19 protein-coding genes and 1 riboswitch are annotated in these 19,104 nt (G+C 73.9%); of the genes, 7 read left to right on the top strand and 12 right to left on the bottom strand.

What is annotated here, in order from left to right; translation table 11 throughout:
- Positions 1–140: 140 nt before the first annotated feature.
- Positions 141–1,376 (top strand): cytochrome P450, encoded by a 1,236-nt coding sequence (locus tag ABZ899_RS10985; protein WP_361343935.1) that lies wholly within the window; start codon positions 141–143, stop codon positions 1,374–1,376.
- Positions 1,377–1,437: 61 nt separating this feature from the next.
- Here ABZ899_RS10985 and ABZ899_RS10980 read toward each other — a convergent pair whose 3' ends face one another.
- From ABZ899_RS10980 to ABZ899_RS10955, 6 genes are all read right to left on the bottom strand, one after another.
- A complete protein-coding gene (locus ABZ899_RS10980; protein ID WP_361343932.1) occupies positions 1,438–1,854 on the bottom strand; it encodes a transglycosylase SLT domain-containing protein in 417 nt (138 codons plus the stop codon).
- Positions 1,855–2,184: 330 nt separating this feature from the next.
- Positions 2,185–3,012: an ECF transporter S component gene (locus ABZ899_RS10975; RefSeq protein WP_361343929.1), complete on the bottom strand. Its 828-nt coding sequence runs from the start codon at positions 3,010–3,012 to the stop codon at positions 2,185–2,187.
- On the bottom strand, positions 3,009–4,694 hold the full coding sequence (locus ABZ899_RS10970) for an ATP-binding cassette domain-containing protein (RefSeq protein ID WP_361343926.1): 1,686 nt from the start codon (positions 4,692–4,694) through the stop codon (positions 3,009–3,011). Before ABZ899_RS10970 ends, ABZ899_RS10975 begins: the two co-directional genes overlap by 4 nt.
- Entirely contained in the window at positions 4,691–5,878 is a 1,188-nt protein-coding gene (locus ABZ899_RS10965; protein WP_361343924.1) for an energy-coupling factor transporter transmembrane component T, read from the bottom strand. The genes ABZ899_RS10970 and ABZ899_RS10965 overlap by 4 nt, the downstream gene beginning before the upstream one ends.
- Entirely contained in the window at positions 5,878–6,522 is a 645-nt protein-coding gene (locus ABZ899_RS10960; protein WP_361343922.1) for an SCO2322 family protein, read from the bottom strand. The genes ABZ899_RS10965 and ABZ899_RS10960 overlap by 1 nt, the downstream gene beginning before the upstream one ends.
- The gene (locus ABZ899_RS10955) at positions 6,519–7,730 is read right to left on the bottom strand and encodes a prenyltransferase/squalene oxidase repeat-containing protein (RefSeq protein WP_361343920.1); all 1,212 of its coding nucleotides are present in this window, start codon (positions 7,728–7,730) and stop codon (positions 6,519–6,521) included. The genes ABZ899_RS10960 and ABZ899_RS10955 overlap by 4 nt, the downstream gene beginning before the upstream one ends.
- A gap of 137 nt (positions 7,731–7,867) precedes the next feature.
- Positions 7,868–7,965, bottom strand: a riboswitch (cobalamin riboswitch).
- A gap of 107 nt (positions 7,966–8,072) precedes the next feature.
- On the opposite strand from ABZ899_RS10955, the gene ABZ899_RS10950 reads away from it, so the two are divergent.
- Entirely contained in the window at positions 8,073–8,726 is a 654-nt protein-coding gene (locus tag ABZ899_RS10950; RefSeq protein ID WP_361343917.1) for a phosphotransferase, read from the top strand.
- A gap of 3 nt (positions 8,727–8,729) precedes the next feature.
- On the opposite strand, the gene ABZ899_RS10945 is transcribed toward ABZ899_RS10950, so the two are convergent.
- Positions 8,730–9,758: an MBL fold metallo-hydrolase gene (locus ABZ899_RS10945; RefSeq protein ID WP_361344623.1), complete on the bottom strand. Its 1,029-nt coding sequence runs from the start codon at positions 9,756–9,758 to the stop codon at positions 8,730–8,732.
- Positions 9,759–10,032: 274 nt separating this feature from the next.
- Between ABZ899_RS10945 and ABZ899_RS10940 the strand changes: the two genes are divergently transcribed.
- Both ABZ899_RS10940 and ABZ899_RS10935 read left to right on the top strand, forming a co-directional pair.
- Positions 10,033–11,490 carry an aldehyde dehydrogenase gene (locus ABZ899_RS10940; RefSeq protein ID WP_361343914.1) on the top strand — a complete coding sequence of 486 codons (1,458 nt, stop codon included), beginning with the start codon at positions 10,033–10,035 and terminating at the stop codon, positions 11,488–11,490.
- A gap of 2 nt (positions 11,491–11,492) precedes the next feature.
- Positions 11,493–11,726 (top strand): ferredoxin, encoded by a 234-nt coding sequence (locus tag ABZ899_RS10935; RefSeq protein ID WP_361343911.1) that lies wholly within the window; start codon positions 11,493–11,495, stop codon positions 11,724–11,726.
- A gap of 1 nt (position 11,727) precedes the next feature.
- Here the strand turns inward: ABZ899_RS10935 and ABZ899_RS10930 are convergent, their stop codons facing one another.
- Positions 11,728–12,354: a TetR family transcriptional regulator gene (locus ABZ899_RS10930; protein ID WP_361343909.1), complete on the bottom strand. Its 627-nt coding sequence runs from the start codon at positions 12,352–12,354 to the stop codon at positions 11,728–11,730.
- A 209-nt stretch (positions 12,355–12,563) separates the two neighbouring features.
- Here ABZ899_RS10930 and ABZ899_RS10925 point away from each other — a divergent pair, with 209 nt between their 5' ends.
- The 3 genes from ABZ899_RS10925 to ABZ899_RS10915 are packed head-to-tail and all read left to right on the top strand — an operon-like array spanning position 12,564 to position 15,795.
- On the top strand, positions 12,564–14,000 hold the full coding sequence (locus ABZ899_RS10925) for a glycosyltransferase family 4 protein (RefSeq protein WP_361343906.1): 1,437 nt from the start codon (positions 12,564–12,566) through the stop codon (positions 13,998–14,000).
- Positions 13,994–14,728 carry a class I SAM-dependent methyltransferase gene (locus ABZ899_RS10920; RefSeq protein ID WP_361343905.1) on the top strand — a complete coding sequence of 245 codons (735 nt, stop codon included), beginning with the start codon at positions 13,994–13,996 and terminating at the stop codon, positions 14,726–14,728. The genes ABZ899_RS10925 and ABZ899_RS10920 overlap by 7 nt, the downstream gene beginning before the upstream one ends.
- Entirely contained in the window at positions 14,725–15,795 is a 1,071-nt protein-coding gene (locus ABZ899_RS10915; RefSeq protein WP_361343903.1) for a prenyltransferase/squalene oxidase repeat-containing protein, read from the top strand. Before ABZ899_RS10920 ends, ABZ899_RS10915 begins: the two co-directional genes overlap by 4 nt.
- A 16-nt stretch (positions 15,796–15,811) precedes the next feature.
- On the opposite strand, the gene ABZ899_RS10910 is transcribed toward ABZ899_RS10915, so the two are convergent.
- From ABZ899_RS10910 to ABZ899_RS10895, 4 genes are all read right to left on the bottom strand, one after another.
- Positions 15,812–16,105, bottom strand: a complete 294-nt coding sequence (locus ABZ899_RS10910) for a hypothetical protein (RefSeq protein WP_361343901.1) — start codon at positions 16,103–16,105, stop codon at positions 15,812–15,814.
- 45 nt (positions 16,106–16,150) lie between these two features.
- A complete protein-coding gene (locus ABZ899_RS10905) occupies positions 16,151–17,161 on the bottom strand; it encodes an LLM class F420-dependent oxidoreductase (protein WP_361343898.1) in 1,011 nt (336 codons plus the stop codon).
- A 93-nt stretch (positions 17,162–17,254) separates the two neighbouring features.
- Positions 17,255–17,968, bottom strand: coding sequence for a hypothetical protein (locus tag ABZ899_RS10900; RefSeq protein WP_361343896.1), 714 nt, complete (start codon positions 17,966–17,968; stop codon positions 17,255–17,257).
- Between the two features lie 197 nt (positions 17,969–18,165).
- Entirely contained in the window at positions 18,166–19,089 is a 924-nt protein-coding gene (locus ABZ899_RS10895; RefSeq protein WP_361343893.1) for an N-acetylmuramoyl-L-alanine amidase, read from the bottom strand.
- Between the last annotated feature and the right edge of the window lie 15 nt (positions 19,090–19,104).

The following is a 19,104-nucleotide window of genomic DNA, read 5'->3' as shown; positions in this document are numbered from 1 at the left end:
GGTCTTGCAGCCCCCGAAGTCGCGATCCGCGCGAATTCCGGCCCTGATTTGGTCTGTCGTGCCCCTTGCCACTTGTAGAACCCGTTACTACCTTCGCCGCGACCATGTTCTGATGGACCGTCAGACGGCTGGAGCCGCCGATGCCCTGCCCAGCGCTTCCCGACGGGTTCGACTTCACCGATCCCGATGTGCTGCACCACCGCGTGCCCCTCCCCGAGTTCGCCGCGCTGCGCCGGGCCGAACCGGTCCGCTGGATCGCGCAGCGGGGGAACGCCGCCGGGTTCCAGGACGGCGGCTACTGGGCCGTGACCCGGCACGCCGACGTCAAGTACGTGTCGACGCACCCCGAGCTGTTCTCCTCGTCCGTCAACACCGCGATCATCCGCTTCAACGAGCACATCGAGCGCGACGCCATCGACGCCCAGCGGCTGATCCTCCTCAACATGGACCCGCCCGAGCACACCCGGGTTCGCCAGATCGTGCAGCGGATGTTCACCCCGCGCGCCATCCGCGCCCTGGAGGACCGCCTGCGCGCCCGGGCCCGGGCCATCGCCGCCGGCGCCCGCGGGCACACCGGCACCTTCGACTTCGTCACCGAGGTCGCCTGCGAACTGCCCCTGCAGGCCATCGCCGAGCTCATCGGCGTCCCGCAGGAGGACCGGACGAAGATCTTCGACTGGTCCAACAAGATGATCGCCTACGACGACCCCGAGTACGCCATCACCGAGGAGGTCGGGCAGGAGTCGGCCACCGAGATCATCGCCTACGCGATGAACATGGCCGCCGACCGCAAGCGGTGCCCGGCGAAGGACCTCGTCACCACGCTGGTGGCGGCCGAGGACGAGGGCAGCCTGCGCCCCGACGAGTTCGGCTTCTTCGTGCTGATGCTCGCCGTGGCGGGCAACGAGACCACCCGCAACGCCATCACCCACGGCATGCACGCCTTCCTCACCCACCCCGCGCAGTGGGAGCTGTTCAAACGGGAGCGCCCGCCCACGGCCGCCGAGGAGATCGTCCGCTGGGCGACCCCGGTGGTGGCCTTCCAGCGCACCGCCACCCAGGACACCGAGCTGGGCGGGCAGCGGGTGCGCAAGGGGGAGCGGGTCGGCCTCTTCTACTCCTCGGCCAACCACGACCCCGAGGTCTTCGACGACCCGGACGTCTTCGACATCACCCGCGACCCCAACCCCCACCTCGGCTTCGGCGGCGGCGGACCGCACTACTGCCTGGGCAAGTCCCTGGCGGTCCTGGAGATCGACCTGATCTTCGACGCGGTGGCCGACGCGATGCCCGGCCTCGCCCTCGCCGGGGACCCGCGCCGGCTGCGCTCGGCGTGGATCAACGGGGTGAAGGAGCTGCGGGTCGGCGTCGGCTGACGGGCGAAAGCGGCGACCCGGGGATCGGGGGTCGCCGCTTTCGGTACATGGGCCGGCCGGATCAGTACCAGCCGTTGGACTGCCAGAAGCCCCAGGCGCCGCACGGGCTGCCGTAGCGGTCCTTCATGTAGTCGAGGCCCCACTTGATCTGGGTGGCCGGGTTGGTCTTCCAGTCCGAGCCCGCCGCGGCCATCTTGTTGCCCGGCAGTGCCTGGACCAGGCCGTAGGCGCCGGAGGAGGAGTTGGTGGCGCGCGGGTTCCAGTCGCTCTCGTGGTCGACGATCTTGGAGAAGCACCGGAACTGCCCCGAGTCCGCGATCATCTTCTTCGCGACCCGCTGGGCCGAGGAGGCGTCGCTCGTCGCGGCCTGGGCGGGGGCCGAGGCGAGCAGGGTGCCGGCCGCGGCGGCTGCCAGGACCGTACCGGCGAGGGCCTTCTTCGGGGCGGAGAAGCGGCGGAAGGCGGAGGCGGCGGACACAGAGGGCCTTTCGTTCGGGGACGGGGGTCGCGGGCGTGCCGGACGCGGGGTGCCGGCCCGGCATGCGTCGGCGCCGAGGCCCTGAGGGCACGCCGGCGCCGTGCAACGTCCTCCACGAAAACAGGCGCGGAGGATGTCCGCAATGAGCCCATTTGCTAGTTGTGGCCGTATGTCGGGGGTGGGGTGCCCCTGTGACGGGGATCTCAATGCGCAGGTCAGAGGCCCTTTTGGTGCAGCCATGACAGTCCTGCGGTCCACTAGGGCGCATCGTAGGTGACGGGCGTCATGTGGGGTGGTTCACCGTGGCGCTGACGCCCCGCGCACAAGCGCTCACGGTCCGGGCGCGTCGAACGTGACCGGGCTCTCGAAGGCCGCCCGCCGTGTCGCCCGGCGCAGCGCCTTCAGCACCGCCGGACCCAGCATGACCGTGAGCACCACGGTCACGATCGCCCGCCCGAGGTCCCAGCCGAGCGAGGTGGCCACGCAGTAGGCGGCGAACCGGGCCAGATTGGCGAGGGGCCCCAGTTCCGGCGCCGGGGAGATCGTCGAGGTGTCCCGCGGCAGATACGGCCAGCCCGCCATGTTCATCACCGTGCCGTAGGCGAAGGCGGCGAGGAAGCCGTACCCCGCCAGCAGCGCCACCTCCGCACGGCCCCGCAACCGCTCCGCCCCCGGCAGCAGCCCCGCCCCCATGGTGAACCAGCCCATCGACAGCATCTGGAACGGCAGCCACGGCCCCACCCCGCCCGTGAGCAGGGCGGACGCGAACATCGTCACCGCGCCCAGGACGAAGCCGAAGCCCGGTCCCAGCACCCGTCCGCTGAGCACCATCAGGAAGAACATCGGCTCCAGCCCGGCCGTCCCCGCGCCGATCGGGCGCAGCGCGGCACCCGTCGCCGCGAGCACGCCGAGCATCGCCACCGCCTTCGGGCCGAGCCCGGACTCCGAGATCGTCGCCGCCACGACCGCGACCAGAAGCATCAGCAGCCCCGTGAACAGCCAGGGCGCGTCCTGCGCGTGGGCGTTCACCTGGGAGGCCGGCACGGCCAGGAACGGCCACCCGAGCGCGGCGGCCCCCACCGCGCCGACCAGCACGAGGGCCGCCACGGACCGGGGTCCCAGCCGGACGGGGCGGGTCCGCCGCCCGGTGCCGCTCATGACAGGGCCTTCCGGACCTGGGTGACGGTCAGCCACCGCCGCGGGGCGAGGATCTTGGTGACCTGCGGGGCGAAGGACGGGGAGGAGACGACCACCTCGGCGGTGGGACCGTCGGCGATCACCTCGCCCTCCGCGAGCAGCACCACCCGGTGGGCCAACTCCGCCGCCAGCTCCACGTCGTGCGTGGCCAGCACGATGGCGTGCCCCTGCCCGGCGAGCTCCCGCAGCAGGGCGACGAGGTGCGCCTTCGCCGCGTAGTCCAGCCCCCGGGTCGGCTCGTCCAGCAGGAGCAGCGGCGGACGGGCCGTGAGGACGACGGCCAGCGCGAGCGTCAGCCGCTGGCCCTCGGAGAGGTCCCGGGGGTGGATGTCGTCGGGGACGCCCGGCAGCAGCGTGAACAGCAGCGCCCGGCAGGTGCCCGCCTCGGCCCCCGCGTCGGCGTCGGCGGCCGCGCACTCGCCGGCGACCGTGTCCGCGTACAGCAGGTCGCGGGGTTCCTGCGGAACGAGGCCGACGCGGCGGACCAGGTCGCGCGGCGGTGTGCGGTGCGGCACGGACCCGCCGGTCAGCACGGTCCCGGACGACGGAGTCACCAGGCCCACGAGGGCGTTGAGCAGGGTGGACTTCCCGGCGCCGTTGCGGCCCATGAGGGCGACCGCCTCACCGGGGGAGACCGTGAGGTCCACCCGCCGCAGCGCCCGGACCCGGTCCCGGGTCACGGCGAGCGCCCTCACCTCGGCCGCGTACGGGGAGGCGGGGGCCGCCTCCGCCGCGGCGCGGGAGCGGCCGAACCAGCGCCGGGCCGGGGTACGGGCCGGCGGCGGGGCCTGGACCCCGGAGCGCGCGGGTCCGGGCAGGACGTCGTGGTCGCCGAGGCGCTGCCGCAGGTCCGCCGCCCGGCGCCGGGCGTCCCGGACCGTCAGCGGGAGCGGGGTCCAGCCCGCCAGCCGGCCCAGGGCCACCACCGGCGGGTACACCGGGGACGTCGCCATGATCTCCGCCGGGTCGCCGAGGACCGGCGGTTCGCCCGGCGCGGGGAGCAGGACGACACGGTCCGCGTACTGCACGACGCGTTCCAGCCGGTGCTCGGCCATCAGGACCGTCGTGCCCAGGTCGTGGACCAGACGCTGCAGGACGGCCAGGACCTCCTCGGCGGCGGCCGGGTCCAGCGCCGACGTCGGCTCGTCCAGCACCAGCACCCTCGGGTGCGGGGTGAGGACCGAGCCGATCGCGACGCGCTGCCGCTGCCCGCCGGACAGGGTGGCGATGGACCGGTCGCGCAGATCGGCCAGGCCCAGCAGGTCCAGCGTCTCCTCGACCCGGCGGCGCATGACGTCCGGGGCCAGGCCCAGCGACTCCATGCCGTAGGCCAGCTCCTCCTCGACGGTGTCGGTCACGAAGTGGGAGAGCGGGTCCTGGCCCACCGTGCCCACCACGTCGGCGAGTTCACGCGGCTTGTGGGTGCGGGTGTCCCGCCCGGCCACCGTGACCCGGCCGCGCAGGGTGCCGCCGGTGAAGTGCGGCACGAGCCCGCTGACCGCGTTCAGCACGGTCGACTTGCCGACCCCCGACGGCCCGACGAGCAGCACCAGCTCACCCTCGGGCACCTCGAAGTCCACCCCGTTCACGGTGGGTCCGGCGGCACCGTCGTAGGTCACGGAGACGTTCTCGAAGCGGATCACGACGGCTCCTTGCGGGCGGCACCGCGCGGCGCCGGCTTCCTCGGTGCGGGACTGACGAAGGCCGGGAGCAGCCCGAGCAGGACGGCGGCCGCCGGCCACAGCGGAAGGGCGGGCGCGACCAGCGGCACCACACCCGGGTTCAGGGCCGCCGGCTCAACGCTCGCGGCCAGGGTCAGCAGGGCGGCGACCGCCGCGCCCGAACCGGTGACCAGCCAGGCGCGCGGACCCCAGTGGTCGGGCCGGTACCGGGTGCGCGGGGAGCGGCGCCCGCCCAGGCGCAGCCCCGCCAGCGCCGCCACAAGGCCGGCGAGCAGCACCGGCAGTCCGTAGGTGCCGCCCGCGGCCGTCAGCAGCCCGTACGTGCCCGCGCACACGCCCAGCAGTCCGCCCAGGGTGAGCGCGGCGGTCGTGCGCCGCACCCGGTCCGGGACGTCGGCGGTCCGGCCGTAGCCGCGCGCGTCCATCGCGGCGGCCAGCGCGACCGAGCGCTCCAGCGCGCCCTCCAGTACGGGCAGTCCGACCTGGACCAGGCCGCGCAGGCCCCGGTCGGGCCGTCCGCGCAGCCGGCGGGCGGCCCGCAGACGCTGCACGTCGGCGATCAGATGGGGGGCGTAGGTCAGGGCCACCACCACCGCGACGCCCATCTCGTACAGGGCGCCGGGCAGGGACTTCAGCAGGCGGGCCGGGTTGGCGAGGGAGTTCGCCGCGCCCACGCAGATGAGCAGGGTGGCCAGCTTCAGACCCTCGTACAGGGCCCTGACGAGGGTCTCCGCGGTGACCGGGCCGCCCAGGCGGATGCCCTGCGCCCACTCGGGCAGGGCCACCTGGGGCAGGGTGACGAGCACATGGGTGCCGGGGATGGGGGAGCCGAGGGCCACCGCGAAGAACAGCCGGATCACGAGGACGGCCAGGGCCAGCTTGACGAAGGCGCCGTAGGAGCGGGCCCAGGGGGCGTCGGGGCGGCAGGTCGCCACCACATAGGCGGACGTCGCGGTCAGCAGGGCGAGCAGCAGCGGGTTGGTGGTGCGGGTCGCCGCGGTGCCCAGCGCCAGCGCCCAGACCCACCAGGCGCCGGGGTGGAGAGGGTCGCGAACGGCCCGCGCCGTGCCCGGCCCGGCCGGGCCGGGTGCGATCGCCCCCTCCGGGCCGCCCCCGCTCCGCGTGCCGCTGCGCCCCCCTGCCATCAGCCGCGCCGCCGTCGGGCCTGCCAGACGGCCGCGCTCGCCAGGACCACGACGGCCGCCACACCGGCGACCAGACCGACCGAGGCACCACCCTCCGCGTCGTCCGCGGCGGCGGCATCCCCGGTGGCCGCCGGCTTCTCGCCCTGCGCGACCTGCTCGCCGCAGCCCTTGCGCGGGTAGCCGTCGATGGCGCACAGCAGGGCGCTGGAGTCGTACCGCAGCGGACCGGCGACGGCCGCCAGGGCGTCCGCGGTCGTCGCGTCCGGGTCCACGCGCGCGCAGACCGTGCGCCGCACCGGCGGCGTCTCGCCCGACGGGGCGTCGGCGGCCGTACCGAAGTCCAGGACCAGCGCGACCCGCTTCCTGCCGTCCTGCGCGGGCGTACGGGCGCAGATCACGGAGAACTCGGCCGCGCCCCGGGGCCGCGTGGCGTCCTGGGAGTCCTCGCTGACGGCGAAGCGGAAGCCCTGCACGGCGCCGTCGTCGGGACGGGACAGCGAGGGGCCGAGGGAGGCGTAGGACCAGGAGCCCCCGTCGCGCTCCCAGAACGACCAGTAGCGGTACCCGGCGGCCTGGGCGGCCTGGGCCGCGCCGGCCGTCAGGACCAGCGCGGCCACCAGGACCGCGAGGGCGCGCCGGATCACGCCCGCCCGCCCTTGGTGCGCCGGCTCAGCAGGAAGCCGATGCCGACGCCCACCACGAGGAAGACGCCGACGTACCACCAGACGCCGAACGGGCTGTCGTCGTCCTTCTCCTCCTGGGCGTCCGCGCTCGGCTGGGCCGCCTTCTGCGGCGCCGGGCCCGTCGCGTTCAGCTTCGCGACCAGGTCGGTGCCGCCGAAGTCCCGCGGGTCGGTGCCGGTGGCGTGCGCGGCGAAGACCAACTGGGCGTAGGCGGCGGGGCCGTTCTGCTCCGCCCACTGGCCGGCGTTGCCCTCCAGCCAGCGCAGGGGCTTCGCGGCCGCGCCGGCCCCGCCCTGCGCGGCGAGCGCGACGACCGCGTCGGCCGTGTTGCCGTAGTCCGGCTGGTCGTCGGCGCCGGGCAGCGCGGAGACCAGGTGCCCGTCCTCGGCGAGCACCCGCGTCAGATAGGCGGCGCCGTTGGCGGCGGCCTGCGCCGGGGAGCCGGCCTTCGCGCAGGTGGCGTCCGCCTTCGCGCCGGGTCCCGCGGCCAGGCCCTTGCCGAGCGCGCCGATCACCCCGGCCGCGGTCGCGTCGGCGTTGGCGGCCAGCTTGCCCTTCTTGTCCGGCTGGTAGGCGAAGGCGCCCGCGTCGTCGCCGTCGCACGGCAATGCGAGGGAGAGCAGGGCGTCGTAGGGCGACCTGCCGTCCTTGGTGACCTCGGCCGGCTTCTCGCCCGCGGCGGCCAGCGCGCCGACGACGACCGACGTCGAGTTGGTGTCGCTGGCCCCGCCCGGGGTGTAGCCCCAGCCGCCGTCCTTGTTCTGGACGGACTTCAGCCAGGTCACGGCCTTGCCGGTGACGGCGTCGTGGCCGCCGAGCGCCGTCAGGGCCTGCACGGCGGCGGCGGTGCTGTTGCTGTCGACCATCACCTTGGCGTCACACGCCTTGGCGGTGTCGGCGCGGTACGCGGCGAACGCCCCGTTCGGGCACTGCTGCCCGGTCAGCCAGTCCACGGCCGACGCGGCGGGCCGCACCTTCGCGGTGTGCTGGGCGAGCAGGGCGAGGGACTGGCGCCAGACCCCGTCGTACGTCGGGTCGGTGGTGCCGTACAGCCCCTTGGGAAGGGCCGCCGACGGCGACGGGGACGGTGAGTCGGCGGCCATGGCGGGCGCGGTCGCGCCGAGCACGACAGTGGCGGCCAGGGCCGCGGCGCTGCGGCGGACGTTCATGATCGGGGGTGCCCTCTCCCTGTGGGGAGCCGGACAGCACGGGAGGACCCCCGGGCGGCTCGGCTCCGTATACCTCGACGGTGCCGTGCTCCGGCAGGCTGCCGGGGCACGTGAGCCGGTCACGATCCGTTCGGGGCGGTCCGGCTCACCGGCCTCGGACCGTCCGCCCCAGGGGGCGGGGACGCGGGACCGGTTCACGGTTGCGGGTCAGCGCCGGAGTTGCACCGGCTTTCCCTCGAACGGGTGTGTGATGACGACCGGGCCACTCTACCCGCCCGTAACCCGGGCTCTTCGGGGCACCTCGCCCCGGGTACCGTCCTGCCGACACGAGGGGGCAGGACGGTGGGGCGACTGATCGGTTCGGGGCGGACCGCCGACGTGTACGAGATCGACCGGCACTGGGTGCTGCGCCGGGACCGGGAGGGGTACGGCGACGCGCTCGCCGAGGGCGAGGTGATGGCGCACGTCCGCGGTCACGGCTACCCGGCGCCCCGGGTCCGCCTCGACGGATCCTCGCGGACCGGGCTGGTGATGGAGCGCCTGACGGGACCGACGATGCTGGGCGCGCTCATCGAGGGCACGCTCACCCCGGACGAGGCGGGCGCGGAGCTCGCCCGTCTGCTGCGCCGGCTGCACGGCCTGCCCGGGCGCCGGCCGGGGACCCGTGTCCTCCACCTGGACCTGCACCCCGACAACGTGATCCTCACCCCCGACGGACCGTTCGTCATCGACTGGAGCAACGCCCGCGACGGCGACCCCGGCGTCGACTGGGGCTCCTCCGCGGTGATCCTCGCGCAGGTCGCGGTCGGTGACGAAAGCCTCGCCGAGGCCGCCCACGCGCTCCTGGCCGCCCTGCTGGCCGACCCCTCGGACCTCACCGAGGCCGGCCTCGGTCAGGCTCTGCGCGACCGGGCGGCCAACCCGACCATGACCGAGCGGGAGACCGGGCTCCTCGGCGCCGCCGAGAAGCTGATCCGCGCGGTGGTGTCCGCGTAGGTCTCAGACCGCCACGTACGCCACCGGTTCGCTCCCCGCCACCGCCTCCGCCCGGCCCAGCTTCACCAGGCGGCGCAGATGCGCCTCCGCCTCCGCGACCGCGATGGTGCGCGAGCCCGGCGGGATCCGGTCCCAGGGGCGGTTCCACTCCATGCGCTCGGCGAGCTGCCAGGGCGTCAGCGGGGTGGTGAGCAGCGCCAGCAGGCCGGTCAGCCGCGCCTCGTGGTGGGCGAGCAGGTCCCGTACGCGCGCGGGCGCGTCGGTGAACGCGTGCTGGTGCGCGGGCAGCACCTCGGCGGGGCGGAGGGCGGCGACGCGCTCCAGGGAGGCCAGGTAGTCGCCGAGGGGATCGGTGGCCGTGGTGTCGTCGGGGTCCTCGTACAGGCCGATGTGCGGGGTGATCCCGGGCAGCAGGTGGTCGCCGGAGAACAGCCGGCCGTGGCCGGGCAGCCCGGCCGGGTGGTCCTCCTCCAGGTGCAGGCAGACATGGCCCGGGGTGTGGCCCGGCGTCCAGACCGCGCGCAGCCGTCGTCCCGGCAGGTCCAGCAGGTCGCCGGGGACGATCTCCCGGTCGGGGTCGGCGGGGGAGAAGCCCGGCAGCGAGCCGGCGCGGCGGGCGCCGCGCAGAGGGGCCACGTGCTCCTCGGGGGCGCCGGCCGCCGCGAGCTTGTCGGCCATGTACGCGCGCCACGTCTCGGGGCGCGTCGACCGGGTGCGCCGGACGATGGCCGCGTCCGCCGCGTGCATCGCGATCCAGGCGCCGGACGCCTCGCGCACCCGGCCGGACAGGCCGTGGTGGTCGGGGTGGTGATGGGTGATCACCACCCCGTGGATCTCGCCGGGCGCGGTGCCGCAGACCGCGAGGCCGTCGGTGAGGGTGTCCCAGGAGCCCGGGTCGTCCCAGCCGGTGTCGACGAGCACGGGACCGCGGTCGGTGTCGACGACGTGCACGAGGGTGTGGCCGAGGGGGTTGTCCGGGATCGGCACCCGGATGGACCGCACCCCGCCGCCGTGGTCGTACACCTGCGTCATGGGCTCCCCCATCGCCGCGACCGTCGCGCGGCACGGACCGGCCGCCCGGTCATGATAACTAGAACGAGTTCCGATGGGAGCCCGAGTCATCCACCGGGTCCGCAGGTGACGGGGAAGGCGCGTGCGCCGGGGGCGGCCGGTCGTGCACGCTCCGTGGACTCCTCGGGGTGGAACTGGTATCAGTTCCCTGTATCTGATGGGCCGTCAGAGCCGGTGGGCCGGGCCGTCAGTGCGTCAGGCGCGTCCAGGTGCGGCTCCGGGGAGGCAGTCGGTCATGACCGAACTCGTGGAACACGGACGGCTGTTCGTCGGCGGGCAGTGGGCCGACCCCCTGGGTGGGGACGTCATCGAGGTGGTCTCGCCGCACACGGAGGAGGTCATCGGCCGGGTGCCGCACGCCTCCCGGGCCGACGTGGACCGGGCCGTCGGCGCGGCGCGCCGGGCCTTCGACGACGGGCCCTGGCCCCGGACGAACCTGGAGGAGCGCATCGAGGTCGTCAGCCGCGTCAGGGACGGGATCGCCGCCCGGCACGACGAGATCGCCCGCGTCATCTCCGCCCAGAACGGCTCCCCTTACTCCTGGAGCGTCCTCGCCCAGGCCCTCGGCGCGATGATGGTGTGGGACGCGGCGATCACCGTCGCACGCGGCTTCCCCTACGAGGAGCCGCGCGACGGCGTCCTCGGCCGGATCCTCGTGCGCCGCGAGCCGGTCGGGGTGGTGGCGGCCGTCGTCCCCTGGAACGTCCCGCAGTTCGTCGCCGCCGCCAAGCTCGCGCCGGCCCTGCTCGCCGGCTGCGCGGTCGTCCTCAAGCCGTCCCCCGAGTCCCCGCTCGACGCCTACCTGCTGGCCGAGATCGCGGCCGAGGCCGGGCTGCCCGAGGGCGTGCTGTCCATCCTGCCCGCCGGCCGCGAGGTCGGTGAGCACCTGGTCGGGCACCCCGGCGTCGACAAGGTCTCCTTCACCGGCTCCGTCGCCGCCGGCAAGCGCGTCATGGAGGTCGCCGCCCGCAACCTCACCCGCGTCACCCTGGAACTCGGCGGCAAGTCCGCGGCCGTGGTCCTGCCCGACGCGGACGTCGAGGCGACGGTGGCGGGAGTGGTCCCGGCCGCCTGGATGAACAACGGCCAGGCGTGCGTGGCCCAGACGCGCATCCTGCTCCCGCGCTCCCGCTACGACGAGTTCGCCGAGGCGTTCGCCGCCGCGGCCGGCGCCCTCGTGGTCGGCGACCCGCTGGACCCCGCGACCCAGGTCGGGCCGCTGGTGGCGCGGCGCCAGCAGCGGCGCAGCCTCGACTACATACGCGTCGGGCAGGAGGAGGGCGCGAAGATCCTCACCGGCGGCGGGCGCCCCGCGGGCCTGGAGAAGGGCTGGTACGTCGAGCCGACCCTCTTCGGCGACGTCGACAACTCCATGCGCGTCGCCCGCGAGGAGATCTTCGGCCCGGTCATCTGCCTGCTGCCCTACGGCGACCAGGACGAGGCCGTCACGATCGCCAACGACTCGGACTACGGGCTGTCCGGCAGCGTGTGGACCGGCGACGTCGAGCGCGGCATCGAGGTCGCCCGGCAGGTGCGCACCGGGACCTACTCCGTGAACACCTTCAGCCTGGACATGCTGGGCCCCTTCGGCGGCTACAAGAACTCCGGGCTGGGGCGGGAGTTCGGGCCCGAGGGGTTCGGCGCGTACCTGGAGCACAAGATGATCCACCTGCCCGCCGGCGGGGAGGCCTGAGGATGGGAGACCGCTGGCACGTCGAGGTCGACCGGTCGCTGTGCGTCGGCTCCGCCCAGTGCCTTCACCACGCCCCCGGCGCCTTCCGTCTCGACGGCGCCCGCCAGTCCCATCCGGCCGACCCCGAGACCGACGCCGACGAGTCGGTCCTCGCGGCGGCCGAGAGCTGCCCCGCGGAGGCCATCGCGATCACCCTGCTGGGCACCGGGGAGCCCGTCTTCCCGCCCGAGGAGTAGCTCAGCTGCGCCGCGGCTCCTCGGGGGCCGTCAGGTCGATCAGCCGGCACACCGTCTCGATGTCGATCTTCACCTGGGCGATCGAGGCACGCCCCGACAGCCAGGTGATCAGGGCCGAGTGCCAGGTGTGCTCGATGACGCGGACGGCGGACAACTGCTGCGGCGTCGGCTCCTCCAGACCCATCGCGTCCAGGATGATCATCGTGGTCTGGCGGGAGACCTGGTCGACCTCGGGGGACACGCTGCGGTCCGCGAACGTCAGCGCCCGCACCATGGCGTCCGCCAGATGCGGCTCGCGCTGGAGGGCGCGGAACGCCCGCATCAGGGTCTCCGCGACCCGCTCGGCCGCCGTCGCGCCCTGCGGCGGCTTCTTGCGCAGTGTGCCGTGCATGTGCTCCAACTGGGCCTGCATCGTGGCGACCAGCAGATGCACCTTGGACGGGAAGTAGCGGTACAGCGTGCCGAGCGCCACCTGGGAGGACTCCGCGACCTCGCGCATCTGCACGGCGTCGAAGCCGCCCCGGCTCGCGAGTTGCGCGCTGGCGTGCAGGATGCGTCGGCGGCGGGCCTCCTGCCGCTCGGTGAGAGGCGGTGAGGAGGGGTTCGCGCTACTGACTTCCGCAGGCATGGATCCCGTTCCGTGACAGTCGGTGAGGGTGGGTGACCGGACAGAGCATGCCAGGGGTCCGCCGTGGCGTGAATCACCTGATCCATCGCTCACAGCGGCCCTACCTGCCGGTAGATTCAGAGCCTCCTGAACGATCAAGTCTGAAACTTGTTCTAGATTAGCGTCCCGGCGTAACCTCGCGGGACAGAGCAGGGAGAAGGGGGCCCGGAGTGACGGCTGAGGCCAGGGAGGCCGGATCTCCGAAGGATCTTGCCGCCGACGGCGGGCGACCGCTCGACATCGCGCTTCTCACCTACAAGGGGAACCCGTTCTGCGGCGGCCAGGGCGTCTACGTCCGGCACCTCTCCCGCGAACTCGCCCGCCTGGGCCACCGCGTCGAGGTCATCGGCTCCCAGCCCTACCCCGTGCTCGACGAGCACGAGGACCACGCGGGCCGCCTCACCCTCACCGAGCTGCCCAGCCTCGACCTGTACCGCCAGCCGGACCCCTTCCGCACGCCGAAGCGCGGCGAGTACCGCGACTGGGTCGACGCGCTGGAGGTGGCGACCATGTGGACCGGCGGCTTCCCCGAGCCGCTGACGTTCTCGCTGCGCGCCCGCCGCCTGCTGCGCGCCCGCCGCGGCGACTTCGACGTCGTGCACGACAACCAGACCCTCGGCTACGGACTCCTCGGCGACGTCGGCGCCCCCCTCGTCACCACCATCCACCACCCCATCACCGTGGACCGCCGGCTGGAGCTGGAGGCCGCCACGACCTGGCAGCGACGGATGTCGGTACGCCGGTGGTACGCCTTCACCCGGATGCAGAAGCGGGTCGCGCGCCGCCTGCCGTCCGTCCTCACCGTCTCCGGCACCTCCCGCCAGGAGATCGTCGATGACCTCGGCGTACGGCAGGACCGCGTGCACGTCGTCCACATCGGCGCCGACACCGGCCTGTTCTCACCGGACCCGTCGGTGCGCCGGGTGCCCGGCCGGATCGTGACGACGTCCAGCGCCGACGTCCCGCTGAAGGGCCTGGTGTTCCTCGTCGAGGCGCTCGCCAAGGTCCGCACCGAACACCCCGACGCCCATCTCGTCGTCGTCGGCAAGCGCCCCGAGGAGGGCCCGGTCGCCCGGGCCGTCGAGCGCTACGGCCTCGAAGGCGCCGTCGACTTCGTCAAGGGCATCTCCGACGCCGAACTCGTCGACCTGGTCCGCTCGGCGGAGGTGGCCTGCGTGCCGTCGCTGTACGAGGGCTTCTCGCTGCCCGCCGCCGAGGCCATGGCCACCGGCACCCCCCTGGTCGCCACGACCGGCGGGGCGATCCCCGAGGTCGCCGGACGCGACGGCGAGACCTGCCTCGCGGTGCCGCCCGGCGACTCCGGCGCGCTGGCCGCCGGCCTGACCCGGCTGCTGGGCGACGCGGGCCTGCGCGACCGGCTCGGAGCGGCCGGACGCGAGCGGGTGCTCGAGCACTTCACCTGGGCCAAGGCCGCCGAGGGCACGGTGGCCCGGTACCGCGAGGCGATCGCCGCCGGCCGGCGCCCCCGCGCCACGGCCGCGGACACCGCCCCGGCCGCCCCTGTCCGCTCCACGACCCCACCCGTCACCGCCCCGGCCTCCCCCCTCGTCGAGGGCGCCGACACCGAAAGCAGGGCCACGTGCTGACCGTCGACTTCTCCCGGTTCCCGCTCGCCCCGGGCGACCGTGTTCTGGACCTCGGCTGCGGTGCCGGACGGCACGCGTTCGAGTGCTACCGGCGCGGCGCCCAGGTCGTCGCGCTGGACCAGAACGGCGAGGAGATCCGCGAGGTCGCGAAGTGGTTCGCGGCGATGAAGGAGGCCGGTGAGGCCCCCGAGGGCGCCACCGCCACCGCCATGGAGGGCGACGCCCTCGCGCTGCCCTTCCCGGACGAGTCCTTCGACGTCGTGATCATCTCCGAGGTCATGGAGCACATCCCCGACGACAAGGGCGTCCTCGCCGAGATGGTCCGGGTCCTCAAGCCGGGCGGGCGCATAGCCGTCACCGTCCCGCGCTACGGCCCCGAGAAGGTCTGCTGGGCGCTGTCCGACGCCTACCACGAGGTCGAGGGCGGCCACATCCGCATCTACAAGGCGGACGAACTGCTCGCGAAGATCCGCGAGGCAGGCCTGAAGCCGTACGGCACCCACCACGCCCACGCGCTGCACTCCCCGTACTGGTGGCTGAAGTGCGCGTTCGGGGTGGACAACGACAAGGCGCTGCCGGTGAAGGCGTACCACAAGCTCCTGGTCTGGGACATCATGAAGAAGCCGCTGGCCACCCGGGTCGCCGAGCGGGCGCTGAACCCGCTGATAGGCAAGAGCTTCGTGGCGTACGCGACCAAGCCGCACCTGCCCCGGGTGGACGCGCGGTGACCACTCCCCGGACAGAACACCTCGTCCTGACCGGGGTCCTCACCGCCGAGCAGGCCGCCGCGACCGTGGCCGGCATCCTCGCGGTACAGCGGGAGGACGGGGCGATCCCGTGGTTCCGCGGACACCATCTGGACCCGTGGGACCACGTCGAGGCCGCCATGGCACTGGACGCCGCCGGGGAGCACACCGCCGCCGAGCGGGCGTACACCTGGCTGGCCACCCACCAGAACGACGACGGCTCCTGGTACGCCGCCTACCGCGACGGCGCCCACGACGACGTCACCGACTCCGGGCGCGAGACCAACTTCGTCGCCTACGTGGCGGTGGGCGTCTGGCACCACTACCTGTCCACGGGCGACGACACGTTCCTGGACCGCATGTGGCCCAGCGTGTACGCGGCGATCGAGTTCGTGCTGCGGCTCCAGCAGCCCGGCGGGGAGATCGGCTGGCGGCGTGACGACGACGGCACCCCCACCGAGGACGCCCTGCTCACCGGCTCCTCCTCGATCCACCACGCGCTGCGGTGCGCGCTGGCCATCGCCGAGCAGCGGGAGGAGCCCCAGCCGGACTGGGAGCTCGCGGCGGGCGCGCTGCGCCACGCCATCCGCCGGCACCCCGAGCGGTTCCTGGACAAGAACCGCTACTCGATGGACTGGTACTACCCGGTGCTCGGCGGGGCGCTCACCGGCGCCGAGGCCGAGGCCCGGATGCGCGAGGGCTGGGGCCGGTTCGTCGTGCCCGGCCTCGGGGTGCGGTGCGTCGTGCCCAACCCGTGGGTCACCGGCGGCGAGTCCGCCGAACTCGCCCTCGCGCTGTGGGCGATGGGCGAGTCCGACCGCGCGCTGGAGATCCTCCAGTCCATCCAGCATCTGCGGGACGCCGAGAGCGGCCTGTACTGGACGGGGTACGTCTTCGAGGACGACGCCATCTGGCCGCGTGAACTCACCACGTGGACAGCGGGATCCGTCCTGCTGGCCGTCGCCGCGCTCGGCGGACACGAGGCCACCTGCGCGGTGTTCGGCGGGGACCGCCTGCCGGCCGGCCTGGACCCGGACTGCTGCGCCTGACCGCCGGAGCCGGGTGTCAGTGCCGGTGCACCCGGCCGGCGATGGCGTGGCCGACGAACAGGTAGACCACGGCGGCCAGGCCGTACCCGGCGACCACGCGGGCCCACTCCTCGTCGAAGGTGAACAGGTCGTGCGACCAGCCCGCCAGCCAGCGGGCGGCGTCATGGACGAACTGCACGAAGTCGTTGCCGGGGTTGGCCCCCAGCAGGTACATGAGGATCCACAGGCCCAGGATGAGGGCCATGACATCGGCGACGATCGCAATGACCGTGCCGGCCTGGTTCGCACCGTTGCGATATCTAGGGGACATGCTCCTCGCTTGACCCCTGAACCCGGCTTGAAACCCGGCCCGCGCCTATGAGTTGAGGTCGGCCAGCACCCGCAGGGTGTGCGGGTCCGGGGCCAGCGCCAGCAGATCCGTCACCGGGCCCGCACGCCACAACTCCAGGCGCTCCCTGATCCGTTCCCGCGGACCGACCAGGGAGATCTCGTCGGCGAAGGCGTCGGGCACCGCCCGCACGGCCTCCTCCCTGCGCCCCTCCAGGAACAGGCGCTGGACGCGCCGGGACTCCTCCTCGTAGCCCATGCGCGCCATGAGGTCGGCGTGGAAGTTGCGGGCCGCGTGGCCCATGCCGCCGACGTAGAACCCGAGCATGGCCTTCACCGGGAGCAGGCCCTCGGCCACGTCGTCGCAGACGCGCACCTGGGCCGGCGGGGCGATCCGGAACCCGGGCGGGAGGTCGCGCACCGCGTCGCCGTACACCTCCGGCCTGCTCGGCGACCAGTACAGCGGCAGCCACCCGTCCGCGATCCGCACCGTCTGCGCCACGTTCTTCGGCCCCTCGGCGCCGAGCAGGACGGGCAGGTCGGCGCGGAGCGGGTGGGTGATCGGCTTCAGGGCCCTGCCGAGGCCGGTGGCGTCCGGACCCCGGTACGGGTGCGCGTGGAACCGCCCGTCGAGTTCCACGGGAGCCTCGCGCCGCAGCACCTGCCGTACGACGTCGACGTACTCGCGGGTCGCGGTCAGCGGCGAGGCGGGGAACGGCCGCCCGTACCACCCCTCCACCACCTGCGGCCCCGACAGCCCGAGCCCCAGCAGCACCCGCCCGCCCGAGAGGTGATCCAGGGTCAGGGCGTGCATCGCGGTGGCCGTGGGGGAGCGGGCAGCCATCTGCGCGACGGCCGTCCCCAGCCCGATCCTCGACGTGTGCGCGGCGATCCAGGTCAGCGGCGTGAAGGCGTCGGACCCCCAGGACTCCGCCGTCCACACCGTCGCGTAGCCGAGGCGCTCGGCCTCCACGGCGAGCGGCACGTGGCCGGCGGAGGGGCCGCGGCCCCAGTATCCGAGAGCGAGCCCGAGCCGCATACCAGCCTCCTGACGGTCCGTCAGCCGAGAGGCGAGGGTACGGCAACGGCCCCCCATCCGGAAGGGCGAGGGGCCGTCGTACGGCGTCGGGACTCAGCCGCGCTGGATGCCGCTCGTGTCCTGGAGGACACCGCGGCGGCCGTCCTGCGTCTGCGCGACCAGGGCCGCGCCGCGCTGCTCGACGGCCAGGTACCAGGTGCCCGGCGCCAGTTCGGCGATCGGGTTGGGCGAGCCGTCCTCCGGGAAGAGGGGGCGCGCCACCGGTACGGCGAACCAGAACGGGGAGAAGTCACCGGCCGGCGCGGGCGCCTGCGGCTGACCGCCCCCGAACGGCGGCTGCTGCTGCCCCGGCGCACCCGGGTAGCCGTAACCGGCCTGCGGCTGCCCGCCGTAGGGCTGCGGCGCGGCCGGACGCGGCGCCGGCACGAGCGCGGCCTGCAGCGCCGGCACGAGCGGCGTCGCGACGGCGGCGGCGGCGAGGATCAGGGCGGCGAGGAAGCCGAGGATGAGACCGGCGGCCGCGCTGGCGCGCTCGGGGACGTCCACCAGGAACCAGAACAGGGCCCAGGCCGTGAGGATGGCGAAGCCCGTGCCGATGACGCCGAGGTCGAGACCGGCGACCTTGCGCGGCTGGGGCAGAAGGCGGTTCACGACGATCAGAGCGGCGCCGATGACTCCGCCCATGTACACGCCGAGTCCGAGGCCGAGGGAGGAGTCCCACGCGTTCTGGTCCAGGTCGAACCCGGTGACGGAGTAGAGGTCGAGGAACGACGCGATGAACAGCAATACCGCTGCTCCGATCACCACGCCGTCGCCTCGAGTGAGGGAGCGGATATTCACTTCAGGTCCTTCGTCAGTCGTCTCAACATCGGCATCGCTGGAGGCGCCGCTGTCACCATGTCGCCGTCTGGCCCCGGTGTGAAGCGCGGGGGTGGCCCCTCATCGTAAGGACGACCTTATCGTCCGCCCGACGAGGCTGTCCGCCGGGATCAACCCCAAGACCCCTACCCTCGCAGGAAACTCACGATTCCCTCAGAGATTCCCTGCGCTGCCTTCTGGCGCCAGGCTCCGCTGGTGAGCAGTGCCGCGTCCTTGCTATCGCGCATGTTGCCGCACTCGATGAAGACCTTCGGAACCGTTGACAGATTGAGACCGCCGAGGTCCTGACGCGTGACGAGACCGGTGCCGCCGCCGACGTAATCGGAGGGCGCGCTTCCGGTCACGCGGACGAACGCGCCCGCGACGCGCTCGCCGAGGGCGCGGGACGGGGCGACGATCGGGCCGGTGTTCGCGTCGCCCTTGGACACCTTGCCGGGCAGGATGACGTGGAAGCCGCGCTGCCCGGCGCCCGCGCCGTCCGCGTGGATCGAGACGACGGCGTCCGCGTGCGCCTTGTTGCCGATCCGGGCCCGCTCGTCCACGCAGGGGCCCCACGGCCGGTCGCCGTCCTGGGTGAACTTCACCGTGGCGCCCTGCTTCTCCAGCAGCGTGCGCATCCGGCGGGCGACGTCGAGGGTGAACTCGGCCTCCGGATAACCGGCGTCGGTGGCCGTCCCCGTCGTGTCGCACTCCTTGCGGTTCGTGCCGATGTCCACCTGGCGGTTGATCTCGGCCGTGTGGCGGAAGTTGCCGGGGTTGTGGCCCGGGTCGACGACGACGACCTTGCCCGTGAGCGGGCCGGTGCCCGGGGCGGAAGGGGTCGGGCCGGGCTTCTCGTCGTCGTGCGTGGAGGGGGCCGCCGGCCGGGTGTTCCCGGGCGACGGACGTACCGCCGCCTCGCCGGAACCGCCTCCGCCGTCGCCCACCGTCGCGTACACCAGCCACCCGAGCAGGGCCCCCGGCACGAGGGCGGCGGCGGCCACGGTCAGGGCGCGGCGACGGCCGCGGCGGGGCTGCGGAGGATCGAAGTCCGGACCTAGGTACGACACGCCTGCCACCTTACG

This window comes from Streptomyces sp. NPDC046859, assembly GCF_040645135.1.
Lineage (GTDB): Bacteria > Actinomycetota > Actinomycetes > Streptomycetales > Streptomycetaceae > Streptomyces.
This window is presented reverse-complemented; position numbering and strand designations above follow the sequence as displayed.

What these genes read in the sequence shown, in the direction of transcription:
- ABZ899_RS10985 (WP_361343935.1), top strand. Translation starts at nt 141, where the DNA reads ATGCCCTGCCCAGCGCTTCCCGACGGGTTCGACTTCACCGATCCCGAT.
- ABZ899_RS10975 (WP_361343929.1), bottom strand. Translation starts at nt 3,012, where the DNA reads ATGAGCGGCACCGGGCGGCGGACCCGCCCCGTCCGGCTGGGACCCCGG.
- ABZ899_RS10965 (WP_361343924.1), bottom strand. Translation starts at nt 5,878, where the DNA reads ATGGCAGGGGGGCGCAGCGGCACGCGGAGCGGGGGCGGCCCGGAGGGG.
- ABZ899_RS10955 (WP_361343920.1), bottom strand. Translation starts at nt 7,730, where the DNA reads ATGAACGTCCGCCGCAGCGCCGCGGCCCTGGCCGCCACTGTCGTGCTC.
- ABZ899_RS10945 (WP_361344623.1), bottom strand. Translation starts at nt 9,758, where the DNA reads ATGACGCAGGTGTACGACCACGGCGGCGGGGTGCGGTCCATCCGGGTG.
- ABZ899_RS10940 (WP_361343914.1), top strand. Translation starts at nt 10,033, where the DNA reads ATGACCGAACTCGTGGAACACGGACGGCTGTTCGTCGGCGGGCAGTGG.
- ABZ899_RS10935 (WP_361343911.1), top strand. Translation starts at nt 11,493, where the DNA reads ATGGGAGACCGCTGGCACGTCGAGGTCGACCGGTCGCTGTGCGTCGGC.
- ABZ899_RS10930 (WP_361343909.1), bottom strand. Translation starts at nt 12,354, where the DNA reads ATGCCTGCGGAAGTCAGTAGCGCGAACCCCTCCTCACCGCCTCTCACC.
- ABZ899_RS10910 (WP_361343901.1), bottom strand. Translation starts at nt 16,105, where the DNA reads ATGTCCCCTAGATATCGCAACGGTGCGAACCAGGCCGGCACGGTCATT.
- ABZ899_RS10905 (WP_361343898.1), bottom strand. Translation starts at nt 17,161, where the DNA reads ATGCGGCTCGGGCTCGCTCTCGGATACTGGGGCCGCGGCCCCTCCGCC.